This window comes from Acidithiobacillus ferrooxidans ATCC 23270 (genome assembly GCF_000021485.1).
Lineage (GTDB): Bacteria > Pseudomonadota > Gammaproteobacteria > Acidithiobacillales > Acidithiobacillaceae > Acidithiobacillus > Acidithiobacillus ferrooxidans.
This window is the reverse complement of the sequence record NC_011761.1, coordinates 1,247,018-1,260,565: the sequence shown is the minus strand read 5'-3', so window position 1 is coordinate 1,260,565 and position 13,548 is coordinate 1,247,018. Positions and strand designations below refer to the sequence as shown.

The following is a 13,548-nucleotide window of genomic DNA, read 5'->3' as shown; positions in this document are numbered from 1 at the left end:
CTAGCCGTGCAGGGTGCGACGGATCACGGTAGCGATCCTGGCTATCTGCTCCTCACGCAGTTCCGGGAACATGGGCAGGGAGAGCACCCGCTCCGCCAGATGCTCTGCCACCGGACAATGGGTTTGGGCCTGGTGTGCAAACATCTTTTGCTGGTGTCCTGGAATCGGATAGTAAATGGCGCTGGCAATGCCTTCGGCATGGAGGGCGGTCTTCACCGCATCCCGCGCATTCAACTGAATGGTGAACTGATGGAATACGTGGTGATAACCTGCTGGAGCTTCCGGCAATTGCAGGTCGAGACCCACCAGATGCTCGGCGTACCACCCTGCCGCCCGCCGCCGTCCGTCGTTATAGGCCGCGAGATGTGGGAACTCCGCCCGAAGAATCACCGCCTGCATTTCGTCGAGACGACTGTTATAGCCCAATACGTCATGATGGTAGGTCTGCCAGGAACCATGGTTGCGCAGACCGCGCAATTTGCGTTCCAGCTCCGCATCCGCCGTCACCACCATGCCGCCGTCTCCGGCAGCGCCAAGATTTTTGCTGGGAAAGAAAGAAAAACAACCGATGTCGCCAAAACTGCCCACTCCTTGTCCGTTAATTTGGGCACCAATGGCCTGGGCACAATCCTCAATCACCCGCAAGCCATGCTTCTGAGCAAGCGCCATGATGCCGGGCATATCTGCCGGCAATCCGTAGAGATGTACGGGGATGATCGCTTTGGTCCGCGGCGTAATGGCGGCCTCGATACCGGCGATGGTCATGGCGTAAAAACGATCATCCACATCCACAAAAACCGGCGTGGCGCCCACGTAAAGAACCGCTTCCGCAGTCGCGATGAACGTGAAGGTCGGGACGATCACCTCGTCGCCGGGGCCGATCTCCAGGGCACGCAGGGCCAGCATCAGGGCGTCCGTACCGGAGGCGCAGCCCACACCGTGGGCAACACCGGAGAGACCCGCTACCTCCGCCTCCAGCGCACGCCCCTGATTTCCCAGGATAAAGCTGGCATCGTCCAGAATCTTCCCTATCCCCGTCAATATTTCATCCCGCAGCGGCGCAAAATGCGCGCGCAAATCGACCATGGGAATTGCTGTATTTTGAGTCATGCATCACCGTCCGAAAGAAACGTCAAAACCCGCACCGGCATACGCTCAACGCTGCAGAAAAGCCTCCACGGCTACCCGCACCTGCAGCGCCGCGGCCAGCACCCGCCGACCCGCGACGCCGTCGCAAAACACCGGCCGGTGCGCTGCGATGGCGTTCAGGAAATCCTCGATCTCCGCCGCCAAGGCATCGCGTTTGGCCAGGTCCACAGCCTCATCACGTACACCGGGAATTCCCGGCACCGTTCCCGCACCGCGATGGTAGATGTGCAGGGTGTTGTTGAGGAAATCCACCGAAGCATAACGATCCTGCCAAAAGATACGCATGCGCCGCGCAGGTTCCCGCACTACCCGGGAGGCTGCCAGGTTGGCCACGGTGCCGTTGTTCAGGGTCATCCAGGCCGTGGCCATGTCCGCCTTGTCCGTTACCGCCGCGACACCCACGGCACGCACGTCCACGGGTTCGGCGCCGGTCAGCAGCAAGGTCAGGTCCAGATCATGGATCATCAGATCCATGATCACGTCGATATCCAGCGAGCGTGGCTTGAACGGCGCCAGACGCTCCGCCTCCAGGTAGCGGGGCGCACCAAAGCCCGCCTGCCGCAAATACTGAATGGCCGGGTGTACCCGCTTGATATGACCAATCGCCAGCACCAGATGGCGCTCCTGCGCCATACCAATCAGGGCATCCGCTTCTTCGGTATCCAGGGTAAAGGGTTTTTCGATCAAACAATGTACTCCCGCCTGCATCGCCACTTCCGCTACCGCGAAGTGGGTGGAGGTGGGGGTGACAATGGACACCGCGTCTACTTCAGCCAGTAACGCATCAACGCTGGGGAAAGCACGGCACCTCAATTCGGCGGCAACCTCTGCGGCCCGTTCCGCGTTCTCGTCAAAAACCCCCGCCAGTTGTGAGATTGCGGCATATTTCTGCGCGTGAAAGCGCCCCAAGTGGCCCACCCCGATGACCCCGGTTCTCATATGGATCATGGCCGGGTAATCCCGCGTCGGCTATTACGAATAAAGTCCAGAAGATAGGCGACTTCCGGCGCATTCAGACCGCGTTGCGACACCTCATCCATGGCATCCTCCAGTCTCAGCCCGGAACGGAAAAGCAGGCGATACGCCCGTTTGATCTGCAAGATGGTCTCCCGGGGGATACCGCGACGTGCGAGACCGCGTACATTGATCCCATGCAGGCTGGCATGGTTGCCTGCTGCCATCATAAAAGGTGGGATATCCAAAGGTGCCATGGTCCCGCCGCCCAATATCGCGTGCGCCCCCACCCGAGCGTACTGATGTACCGCCGACAGGCCGCCGAGGATGGCGTGATCCTCGACGCTGACGTGACCGGCAAGGGTTGCGGCATTGGCCATTACCACCTGATCACCGATAGAACAGTCGTGCGCCACATGGCAGTAAGCCATGAGGAGGTTGTGATGACCGATCCGTGTTGTCCCGCCACCTTTCACAGTGCCGCGATTGATGGTCACAAACTCGCGTATCGTATTGTGCGACCCGATTTCGAGTGTCGTAGGTTCACCCGCGTAGCCCAGATCCTGTGGAGCCGTGCCGACGGACGCAAACTGAAAAATTTGGTTATGGGCACCGAGGCGGCAAGGGCCTTCGATCACGGTATTCGCGCCGATCCTGCAGTGATCGCCGATTTCCACTCCAGCCCCAATGACGGCAAAAGGTCCGATGGTGCATCCTTCTCCAATCTGAACCGAGGAATCGACGATGGCCAGCGGATGAATCTGCACCGTCATTGGACATGCTCGCGCAAGGTGGCCATCAGCAGCGCAGAGGCGACTTCCACCCCATCGACCAGCGCCGCCGTTTCCATCTGCCACATGCCGGAACGCCGGCGGCTCACGTTGGCGATGAGCTCCAATTGATCACCCGGCGTCACCGGTCTGCGGAAACGGGCCTTGTCGATCCCGGCAAAATAAACCGCCGCATTCTCTCCGTACTTATCCTCGGAAACAAAGGCGAGGATCGCCGCCGCCTGGGCAAGGGCTTCGATGATGAGTACGCCCGGCATCACCGGAAATCCCGGGAAATGCCCCTGAAAATGCGGTTCGTTCATGGTGACGTTTTTCAGTGCGCGCAAACGTTTTCCTATCTCTACTTCAACGACACGATCCACCAGCAGAAATGGGTAGCGATGTGGCAAGCGTTTAAGAATATCCTGAATATTCAGCTCATTCACGGTCAGTGGGCTCTCCGTTGGTAGATAAATCCTGTTCAAGTGTACGCTCGACGCGCTTCATCCGGCGAAACAAGGTATCCAGTCCGTCGAGACGCGCGGCGATACGTCTCCAGTGGCTTGCCTCTTGTACAGGGATCACCCCCGAATATACACCGGCGCGACGCAAGGAATGGGTCACCGCGCTCTGCCCGGCGATCACACAGCCATCGGCGATTTCCAGGTGACCGGCAATACCCACCTGACCGCCGATACGGCAGTGCCGGCCAATCCGCGCGCTCCCCGCAATTCCTGTCTGTCCAGCGACAACCGTATGAGCGCCGATCTGGACGTTGTGTCCGATCTGCACCAGATTGTCTATTTTCACCCCGTCTTCGATCACCGTATCGGCCAGCGCACCGCGGTCGATACAGGAGTTGGCACCAACCTCCACGTTATTTCCAATAAGTACCCGACCCACCTGGGGGATCTTCAAAAAGCGGCCGTCTGCCTCTGCAAAACCAAAGCCATCGGCGCCAATCACCACGCCCGCGTGGAGGACGCAGCCGGCGCCCACTTTGCAGCCCCCATAAATCTTCACACCGGGATAAAGATGTGATCCCTGCCCCACCTCCGCACCCGCGCCAACAAAGGTACCGGCCTCCAGCCAGACACCTTTCGCAATCACCGCTCCGGCTCCAATCTGTACATGCGCATCGATGCGCGCGTCCGGATCCACCTGGGCGTCACGCGCCAGTTGTGCCGTATGATGCAATCCGGGCCGAGGGGCAACCTGCGGATAGATGTGCTGCATGACCCGCGCAAATGCCGCGTAGGGATTGTCCGTCAAAAGGCGGTTTCCGGAAAATTGCTCCGCGTCCCGGGGAGCAATCAGTATGGCGCCTGCTTTGCTCGTTTTTAACAGACCTCGCAAATGCATGTCGTGATAAAAAGTGAGATCCCCACTGCCGGCTGTATCGAGCGGCGCCACAGCGCTGATCTGATACCCGGCGTCGCCGCGCAATTCAGCGCCTGCCACCTGCGCAAGATCGCCAAGGAGATACACGCCGCGCGCCATCCTATTTACCACCGTTCATTTTACCGGTGGCAGGTTTGTTCTCCATCGCTGCCACTACCTGCGGAGTGATATCGATGGCGCCATTGACATAAAGTACAGACTTGTCATTGAGGATCACCGTGTAATGCCCGGCGCGCCCGATCCTGCTCACTACTTTGACCAACCGGTCCTGAATGCTTTTCAGAATCTGATTACGCTGATAGTTGAGGGTATCCTGGGCTTGGCGCTGGAACTGCTGCAAATTGAGAATCATGCCCTGCAATTGCGCCTCCCTTTCCTGCCGCTGCGCATTCGTCAGATGTGGAAAATCCTTTTCCAGGGTCTTTTGAAATGCGTCGATCTGCTGGCGCCTAGCCTCCATCTCCTTCTGCTTCGCCTCTACCTGTTTGTTGAGGCTGGCTGCGCCAGCCTGTGCCTCAGGCAATTCGCGCAATGCGCGGTCGAGATCCACAAAGCCGATCTTCGGCGGGTCTGCCCACGCTGCGACAGACGTCAGCGTCAACAGGAGAAGAACCCCGAGACGCAGTCGCCATTCCATACCCCGACACCACACCGTCAAAAGTTGTTACCCACAGTAAACTGCAAGGGCTGGGTCAGGTCACCCGGCTTCTTGTCTAACGGGACGGCCAAAGACAGGCGCAGCGGCCCCATCGGGCTGATCCACATGAAGCCGACGCCCGCCGTCGTCCGCATCTCGCTTAAATTCGGGAAGTAGTTATTGCTATAATTATATATTGAACCATTCGTGTTGGAATTCACGCCATAGACCCAACCACTTGCGAGAAATACCGACATCCGGAAGTTGTTATTATCCGCCAGACCCGGCAGCGGGAAATACAGATTGGCGTTGAAAAGTAACTCGCGCGTGCCACCCACCGGATAACCACCTATCTGTGGGCCCAAAGCGTAAGTCTGATAACCCGGCAAGGTGGTTGGACCACCCAGATAGAAGTTATTAAAGAATGGCACGCTTAGCCCGCCATAACCGTTGATAAAACCATAGCGCCCGCTCAATCCGCCCGTCAGCCAGGAGGTAATGGGATGATAATATTCCCCTTTGACCTCCGCCTTATACCAGCGGAGCTTTGCAGGAGGTACTGCAGCCCTCAGCGACAAAGTCCCATAAACCCCTTTGGTGGGGAAAATCGGTGAGTTGCGGCTGTCATAGGTAAGATCGTTGCCAACCGTCACCGCCGTGGCTGTATTGCCAAATCTATTTACATAATCAGTATATATTTGCGGGCTTCCAGAAGTCAGGTTGATGTTCGTATTGCTGAACCCCAATGACATGTAATCGTAGACATACTGCATCACCGGAATACCCAGGGTAACGGTCGCGCCGTAATCGATCTCCTGATATGGAGCCACCATCAGGGTAGAGAGGTTGGTATCGTTGCGATACAGATTAACGCCCAGACTGATGCCGTCCGGCGTAAAATATGGGTCGGTGAAAGACAGGTTATACGCCGTCCCCAGACCGCCTACGTTAGCCGAGAACGACAGGGCGTTACCCGTACCCATAAAGTTGTTCTGGCTGATCGAGCCGTTGAATAGGACACCCTGGGCATTGGAGTAGCCGACACCGATACTGAAACTGCCTGTAGGCCTTTCGTGTACATGGACATCCAGGTCCAACTGGTCAGGATGCCCCGGGACCGGCACGGTTTTTGTCTCGATCTTGTCGTAAAAACCCGTTTGCTGCAGACGCATCTTGGAACGCCGGATCAGCGAGCCATCATAAAGCGCACCCTCCATCTGCCGGAATTGGCGCCTGACCACATAATCCCGGCTTTTGTCATTGCCTGTGATCTCGATACGGCGAATATAGACCTTGCGGCCGGGATCCACCTCGAAGTTCAGCGCCACCTCATGCGTTTTTTCATTCACCTTGGGCACCGGTGTGGTATTGGCGAAAGCGTAACCCAGGTTTCCGAGTTTATCTGCAATGGCACTATTGGTGTCGTTGATTTTGGCCCGGGAAAACACTTCGCCAGGTTTGATCTCCACCAGTTTTTCCAGTTCCGGCCTCGGCACGATCAGGTTACCCGTCAGGCCCACCGACTGGATATGATAGAGATTACCCTCATGCACGTTAACGGTGATGTACACGAAGCGGCGATCGGGCGTCACCTGCACCTGGGTGGATTCAACATCGAAGTTGAGATAGCCCCGGTCCAGATAAAAGTTATGCAGTTTCTCCAGACCCTTCATGAGTTTTTCACGCGAGTAACGATCATTTTTGGTGAAGAAGGAAAAGGCATCCGGCGCACCGATACTGAAAAGGCCACGCAGGCGGCTTTCACTGAAGGCGTGATTACCGACAATGGTCACTTGCTTGATGGTCGCCTGCTCGCCTTCCTTGGCATCGATATGGATGGCTACCCGATTGCGCGGCAGTTTTTCCACCCGCGCATGAATCCGGGCGTTGTAATAGCCCATGCCCTCGTATTGCTCCTGCAGGCCATGAATCACCTGATCCAGGATCGAATGGTTAAAGATGTGCCTGTCCACCAGACCGACGCCCTTGAGCGTGCCGTTCACTTCGCTTTTGGAAAAAGCCTTGATGCCCGTCATCTTGATGCTGGAGATGATGGGCCGCTCCTGCACGATGACCAGCAGATTGTTGTCAGAACGGGCGATGGTGACATCCTTGAAGAATCCCGTGGAATAGAGATCCTTGATGGCCTGCTGCGCCTTCTGATCATCCACCTGCTCGCCGATGTGAATGGGCAGGTAGTTGTAGACCGTGCCCGGTGCGATATGCTCCAGACCACGGATTTCTATATTCCTGACCGTAAAGGGCGTAAATGCCCAGGCCGGTGCTGCCCATGCGGCGGTGACACAAGCCACTCCGGCGGAAAGGAAGATGAGGGGGGCGGAGCTGAGGCTGAATTTTTTCACGGGGTCAGCAATCTCATAATATCATTGTAGAAGGCGAAGGACATGAGCATCAGAAGCAGCACTATACCGATCTGCTGCGCTTTTTGCACCACTACCGCAGGGAGTGCTTTGCCGCGCACCATCTCCACGGCGTAAAACATCAGATGCCCGCCATCCAGAATCGGAATAGGGAGAAGATTGAGCACCCCCAGACTGATACTGACCAAGCCGAGAAAGGATAAAAACGGCGCGAGACCGGCATGCGCCGACTGCCCGGCATACTCCGCGATGGTGATTGGGCCACTGATATTGTCCGGAGAAACAAAACCCTGCACCATTCGCACGATCATCACGACAGTCATCAGCGACATTTGCCAGGTCGTTCGCGCCCCGTAGATAACCCCCTCCAGAGGGCCGCGTTGCCGCAGAACGATCAGGTTTTCGGGCAACGGCGCCATGAGGATACCAATACGGCCAATGGGCGTTCCGGACTTGTCGAGAAACACCTGCGGAGTGAGATACACCGTTTTCGCGAGCCCCTGCGCGGTCAGATAACGCAACTGGATGGTCTTGCCAGGGTGGGACTCGACCTGCCTGGCCAGCCCCTCCCAACTGGAAATCTCATGCGCATCAACCGCAAGGATGCGATCTCCCGCCGTCAACCCGGCCTGCTGCGCCGGGCTATGGGGCTGCACGGCGCCGATGACGGCCGGCAGGTATGGCTCCATGCCGATGACTTTACTGACAAAATCCGGTCCGACGCTATCTGCGGCAAGGGTCTGCAGCCGAAGCACATGGTTTAGCCGGACGCCGTTGCTACCTATCGTCTGCAGGGTCACCGGGGTACGCGCAATGGCCGCAGACAGCAGTCCCAGACGCACATCCTCCCAGGTATGTACGTCCTGTCCGTTGAGCATCGTGATACGTTCGCCGGGCTGCAATTGCGCGAGAGCCGCCGGAGAATGATCCTGTACCAGACCGACAATGGGCGCCAAACCGGGAATGCCGAGCCACGCCACACCCGCATAAGCAACCACAGCAAAAAGCAGATTGGCCAACGGTCCCGCCAGCGCAATCAGAAAACGTTTGCCGGGAGCAAGGTTGACAAAGGCCCGTTTGCTGTCCTCCGCCGAAGCCGGTTCACCACCCTGCTCACCGAGCATTTTGACGTAGCCACCGAGGGGAAGCGCGGCAATCACATACTCCGTCTGGTCCCGCCCCCAGCGACGGCTAATCAGCGCCGGCCCAAACCCGATGCTAAACCGGAGCACCTTGACACCCATTGTTTTGGCGACGATGAAATGGCCCGACTCGTGAATCAGCACAAGGATGCCGATAGCCAGAATAAAGGCCCCTATGGTCTCAAGAATCTGCATGCGCGGTCAGAGGAATCACTGCATACCCGATCCATGCCGGGCCAGGTGGCGGAGAGCCACTTCCCGTGCCAGTTGGTCGATAGCCAGCACATCGTCCAGATGGTCTGGGGCGGCGGGCTGTAATTCACCAAGGGTATCTTCGACGACGGCCGCAATTCGTAGAAATGGCAGGTGCCCTTCCAGGAAGGCCTGTACGGCAATCTCATTCGCCGCGTTCAGCACCGTCGCTGCTGCTCCCCCTGCCTGCAGGGCATCAAAAGCGAGGGCCAGGCAAGGAAACCGCTGTAAGTCTGGTGCCTCGAACTGAAGGTCCGGCCCATGCGCCAGATCCAGAGACGAAACCCCGCTTTCCATGCGCTCTGGAAAAGCCAGAGCATGGGCAATGGGGGTGCGCATATCGGGGTTGCCCAGTTGCGCCAGCACGGAGCCATCCACATATTCCACCATGGAATGGATGATGCTCTGGGGATGAATCATCACGTCGATCCGGGAGGCGGGGAGGTCAAAGAGCCAATGCGCCTCGATGACCTCCAGCCCCTTATTCATCATGGTTGCAGAGTCTACGGAGATTTTTCGGCCCATGACCCAGTTGGGATGGGCACAGGCCTGGTCCGGCGTTACCACCGCCAGATGCTCCGCCGGCCAGGTCCGGAACGGTCCTCCGGAAGCCGTCAGCAGAATACGGCGCACGCCTTTGCCATCTGCAAAGCACTGGAATACAGCATTGTGCTCGCTATCGATGGGAAGCAGCGTCACCTGATGCTGTCGCACACGCTCCATGAAGAGGTTGCCCGCCATCACCAGACATTCCTTGTTGGCCAAATAGACCTTTTTCCCGGCTTCTACGGCGGCCAGGGTCGGTAACAGGCCGGCGGCGCCCACAATGGCTGCCATCACCTCATCGACGCCGGACATACGTGCCGCTTCGGCAAGCGCCTCCGGGCCACTCTCTACCTGGATCTTCTTGAGGCCGGCATCGCCTAGCCCCACCCGCAACTGCTGCGCCGCTTCCGGGGCAGCCATAACCACCAACTCGGGATGATGTTGCTGACACAGCAACTGCATCTCTGCCACACGGTGATTGCCGGTAAGCGCGACGATCCGGAATTGGTCGGGGTGGCGCGACACCACATCCAGGGTGCTCTTGCCGATGGAGCCCGTAGCCCCGAGTATGCAGATGCCTCGTGTCATTTCCACCAATCCAGAAAATAAAGCCCGGCGACAAACACCGGGATGCCTGCGCTCATGCTGTCCAAGCGATCCAGCAGGCCGCCATGCCCCGGCAACAACTGGCCACTATCCTTGCTATCGGCGCGGCGTTTCAAAAAACTCTCGGAAAGATCTCCCAAGACCGCGAAAGCACCCGTAATCAGACCCAAGAAGGTGCCGGAAAGGAGTATCGGGGTGGCCGCACCTACCCATATCCATGCGCCCAGTGTGCCCATAATGGCGCTGGCAAGCAAGCCACCCACCAGTCCCTCCCAGGTCTTGCCGGGGCTGATGCGCGGTACCAACCGGTGGCGTCCCCAGATTTTACCGGAAGCCATCGCGCCTACGTCGCCGGCACTGATCACAAGGATTACCCACAATAAAAACTGCGGGGCATATCGCTGCAAAGACACGCTGAAGAGCAGGGCAGGCAATAGTACCGGGAACGCCGTGATGGCGCTCAATGGGCGCTGCCAGGCTGGCGCATCGCGTAACAGGGAGGGGGACATCAGCACCAGCCCTGTGGCGAGAAGCATCCACCAGACCACACTGCCCAGAGCCATGGACACCCAGGGAAGATGCTGCGGGAGCATGAGTAGCGAAGGAATCAGCGCTGCGAGTATCAGGCCCAACCCGCCCGGCCATGCTATCAGGCTGAGGTGGCCCCATTCCCGCCCTCCCAGAAATGCCACCAGCGTGAGGAAAACGACGAAAATCCAGAATGGTGCCCGAAAAATCAGCACAAGGGTCAGCAGGAATAACAGGAATGCGGTGATCAGTCGCTGACGGAGCAATCGCCCTCCAGCACCTGATCGCCCGTACGTCCGAAGCGCCGCTGCCGATGCGCGAAAGAATGCAGCGCATGCTCCAGAGCTGCGCGGTTGAAATCCGGCCACAGCGTATCGCTGAAGTAAAACTCGGTATAAGCCAACTGCCAAAGCAGAAAGTTACTGATACGCTCCTCGCCACCGGTACGGATCAGCAGATCGGGCTCGGGGATGTCTGCCAGACAGAGATGCCGGGCAATATGTGCGGCGGAGAAGTCTTCAAGGGCGAGGTCCCCCGCCTGTACCGCCGCCATCGCTGCTCGTGCTGCCTGTGCAATATCCCAACGTCCGCCATAATTCACTGCCAGATTGAGCTGGAGTCGCTGATTGTTGCGGGTGAGCGCCTCCGCCTCATCGATGAGCTGGCATATCTCCGGATCCAGTGCGCTGCGATCACCGATGATACGCAGACGAACGCCATTCTCATGCAACTTGCGTGCTTCCCGCCGCAGCAAAAGACGGAACAGATTCATCAGCAAACGAACTTCAATGGCTGGACGTCGCCAGTTCTCGGTGCTGAAAGCGAAAAGCGTCAGGTAGGGAATACCGAGATCCGCGCAGGACTGCACCATCTCCCGGACCACCTCGGCACCGCGGCGATGGCCGGCCACCCGTGGCAAGTGCCGACGGTACGCCCACCGACCATTGCCATCCATGATGACGGCAATGTGGCGGGGCATGGCGGGCGGGGTCAGGTCGGCGGAAGGCATGGCTCAGACCTCCATGAGGTCAGCTTCCTTGGCCTCCACCACAGCATCCACTTCGTCAATATACCGGTCAGTCAGCTTCTGAAACTCCTCCTCAGCCCGTCGCTCTTCATCTTCGGAGATGGCTTTCTGCTTATGGAGTTCCTTGACCTGAGAAATGCTGTCGCGACGGATGTTCCGAATCGCCACGCGTGCGCCCTCCCCTTCCTGCCGGACCACCTTTACCATTTCCTTACGACGTTCCTCTGAAAGCGCCGGCAAGGGCACGCGAACGTTATCCGAACCCGCCACCGGATTGAGTCCCAGACCGGCGTCACGAATGGCCTTGTCAATTTTGGGAATCAGGTTCTTTTCCCACGGTGTCACCAGCAGTGAGCGAGCATCCGCCACCGAAACCGAAGCGACCTGCGCCAGTGGTGTCGGCGCGCCGTAGTAGTCCAGTTGTACGTGATCCAGCAGACCGGCACTGGCCCGGCCGGTACGCAGCCGGGTAAGCTCCCCCTTCAGCGACTCGATGCTCTTCTTCATCCGGGCTTCTGAATCTTTCTTGATTCCTTGAATAGTCATGCAATCTCTCTGCGCACGGAAGTGCCTTCCTCTTCACCCAGCATCACCCGCATCAATGCGCCGGATTTGTTGATGGAAAAAACGATGATCGGCATGTCATTATCGCGGCAGAGGGTGATAGCCGTCGCATCCATAACCTGTAAGTTCTGCTCCAATACCTGGCTATAGGACAGTTCCCGGTAGCGCATGGCCTCGGGGTGGCTGACGGGGTCGTCTGTGTAAACACCGTCTACCTTGGTCCCCTTAAGCACTAGTTCGGCATTGATTTCCACCGCGCGCAGGCTGGCCGCCGTATCGGTGGTAAAAAAGGGATTCCCGGTACCAGCGCCGAAGATGACCACCCGTCCCTTTTCCAGATGGCGGATAGCACGCCGCCGGATATAAGGCTCCGCGACCTGTTCGATATGCAGCGCCGACAGCACCCGGGTCGGCAGACCGAGGTGCTCCAGGGCATCCTGCACGGCGAGGGCATTCATGACCGTCGCCAGCATACCCATATAGTCGGCGGTGGCGCGATCCATGCCTTCGGCCGCCTTGGCCATACCCCGGAAAATATTACCGCCACCGATCACGATGGCGATCTGTACTCCGGTGTCGGAGACATCCTTGATTTCCCTGGCTATACGCTGTACGACCTCACGGTCCACACCGTACTGACCATCGCCCATGAGCGCCTCGCCGCTAAGCTTGAGGAGAATACGGGAATACAAGGGCGCCGCCACTCAGGACCCCCGGACTTGCGCCATGACCTCGGTCGCAAAATCCGCGGTGGGGGCCTTTTCTATCCCCTCCCCCACTTCAAAACGGACGAACTCCAGCACCTCGACGCCAGGAAAGCTCTGTATCAACTGGCCGACACTGCGGTCAGGGTCTTTGACAAAAGGCTGTCCGGTAAGGGCGATTTCGTTGAGCAGCTTGTTCAGACGTCCGGAGATCATCTTTTCAATGATGTCTGCCGGCTTGCCGCTATCCGCCGCCTGGGTGATCAAAATTTCCTTTTCACGATTCAGACGTTCCGGGGATACTTCGCCGGGATGAATCACTTCGGGGCGCGCCGCAGCCACATGCATGGCCACATCGCGGCCAAGTTCACTGGTGGCCGCCTGGCCCTCCAGGGCCACGAGCACACCGATGCGGCTGCCGTGAACATAGGCACCGATCACACCATCCATGACCTGTAGGTGCTGCAGGCGACGCAGGCTGATATTCTCGCCCAGTTTGCTGACCAGACCTTTACGCCGCTCTTCCACTCCGGCATCCGCCAGCAGGGCTTCGGCATCTTTGAGCCCCTGCGCCAGGGCCTGCCCGGCGCAGTCCTTCGCCAGCGCCAGGAAATCTTCATTTTTGGCGACAAAATCTGTTTCGCAGTTGACCTCGAGAACGACGCCCCGCTTTTGATCCTCGCTGAGGGCTGTGACGATGACGCCCTCTGCGGCCACCCGGCTCGCCTTTTTATCGGCCTTGGCCAGACCGCGCGCGCGCAGAAGGTCGATAGCCGCCTCCATATCGCCTTCGGCTTCGGTCAGCACCGTTTTACATTCCATCATGCCGGCGCCGCTGCGCTCACGCAGTTCCTTGACTTGTTGTGCACTGATAGCCATGAATGCTC

Annotated in this window: 14 protein-coding genes; all 14 read right to left on the bottom strand. The window is 58.3% G+C overall.

Translation table 11 applies throughout. The features are described 5' to 3' along the window. Genes AFE_RS06810 through tsf form a run of 14 tightly spaced genes read right to left on the bottom strand, consistent with a single transcriptional unit; the run spans window position 1 to window position 13,540 of the window. Complete coding sequence (locus AFE_RS06810; RefSeq protein WP_012536534.1) at window positions 1-1,110, bottom strand: DegT/DnrJ/EryC1/StrS family aminotransferase; 1,110 nt, start codon at window positions 1,108-1,110, stop codon at window positions 1-3. Between the two features lie 45 nt (window positions 1,111-1,155). Further along, a complete protein-coding gene (locus AFE_RS06805; RefSeq protein ID WP_012536533.1) occupies window positions 1,156-2,097 on the bottom strand; it encodes a Gfo/Idh/MocA family protein in 942 nt (313 codons plus the stop codon). Beyond that, the gene (gene lpxA / locus AFE_RS06800) at window positions 2,094-2,876 is read right to left on the bottom strand and encodes an acyl-ACP--UDP-N-acetylglucosamine O-acyltransferase (RefSeq protein WP_012536532.1); all 783 of its coding nucleotides are present in this window, start codon (window positions 2,874-2,876) and stop codon (window positions 2,094-2,096) included. Before lpxA ends, AFE_RS06805 begins: the two co-directional genes overlap by 4 nt. Next, window positions 2,873-3,319, bottom strand: a complete 447-nt coding sequence (fabZ, locus tag AFE_RS06795) for a 3-hydroxyacyl-ACP dehydratase FabZ (RefSeq protein WP_012536531.1) — start codon at window positions 3,317-3,319, stop codon at window positions 2,873-2,875. Before fabZ ends, lpxA begins: the two co-directional genes overlap by 4 nt. Next, the gene (lpxD, locus tag AFE_RS06790) at window positions 3,312-4,373 is read right to left on the bottom strand and encodes a UDP-3-O-(3-hydroxymyristoyl)glucosamine N-acyltransferase (protein WP_012536530.1); all 1,062 of its coding nucleotides are present in this window, start codon (window positions 4,371-4,373) and stop codon (window positions 3,312-3,314) included. The genes fabZ and lpxD overlap by 8 nt, the downstream gene beginning before the upstream one ends. Window position 4,374: 1 nt before the next feature. Continuing rightward, the gene (locus AFE_RS06785) at window positions 4,375-4,911 is read right to left on the bottom strand and encodes an OmpH family outer membrane protein (protein ID WP_012536529.1); all 537 of its coding nucleotides are present in this window, start codon (window positions 4,909-4,911) and stop codon (window positions 4,375-4,377) included. Window positions 4,912-4,928: 17 nt separating this feature from the next. Further along, complete coding sequence (gene bamA, locus AFE_RS06780; protein WP_012536528.1) at window positions 4,929-7,274, bottom strand: outer membrane protein assembly factor BamA; 2,346 nt, start codon at window positions 7,272-7,274, stop codon at window positions 4,929-4,931. Continuing rightward, on the bottom strand, window positions 7,271-8,629 hold the full coding sequence (gene rseP, locus AFE_RS06775) for an RIP metalloprotease RseP (protein ID WP_012536527.1): 1,359 nt from the start codon (window positions 8,627-8,629) through the stop codon (window positions 7,271-7,273). Before rseP ends, bamA begins: the two co-directional genes overlap by 4 nt. A 15-nt stretch (window positions 8,630-8,644) precedes the next feature. Next, window positions 8,645-9,820: a 1-deoxy-D-xylulose-5-phosphate reductoisomerase gene (gene ispC, locus AFE_RS06770; RefSeq protein WP_012536526.1), complete on the bottom strand. Its 1,176-nt coding sequence runs from the start codon at window positions 9,818-9,820 to the stop codon at window positions 8,645-8,647. Continuing rightward, on the bottom strand, window positions 9,817-10,632 hold the full coding sequence (locus AFE_RS06765) for a phosphatidate cytidylyltransferase (protein ID WP_012536525.1): 816 nt from the start codon (window positions 10,630-10,632) through the stop codon (window positions 9,817-9,819). Before AFE_RS06765 ends, ispC begins: the two co-directional genes overlap by 4 nt. Then, window positions 10,614-11,375, bottom strand: a complete 762-nt coding sequence (locus AFE_RS06760) for an isoprenyl transferase (RefSeq protein WP_012536524.1) — start codon at window positions 11,373-11,375, stop codon at window positions 10,614-10,616. Before AFE_RS06760 ends, AFE_RS06765 begins: the two co-directional genes overlap by 19 nt. Before the next feature lie 3 nt (window positions 11,376-11,378). Continuing rightward, window positions 11,379-11,939: a ribosome recycling factor gene (frr, locus tag AFE_RS06755; RefSeq protein ID WP_012536523.1), complete on the bottom strand. Its 561-nt coding sequence runs from the start codon at window positions 11,937-11,939 to the stop codon at window positions 11,379-11,381. Beyond that, a complete protein-coding gene (pyrH, locus tag AFE_RS06750; protein WP_009564729.1) occupies window positions 11,936-12,661 on the bottom strand; it encodes a UMP kinase in 726 nt (241 codons plus the stop codon). Before pyrH ends, frr begins: the two co-directional genes overlap by 4 nt. Beyond that, on the bottom strand, window positions 12,662-13,540 hold the full coding sequence (gene tsf / locus AFE_RS06745; protein WP_012536522.1) for a translation elongation factor Ts: 879 nt from the start codon (window positions 13,538-13,540) through the stop codon (window positions 12,662-12,664). Between the last annotated feature and the right edge of the window lie 8 nt (window positions 13,541-13,548).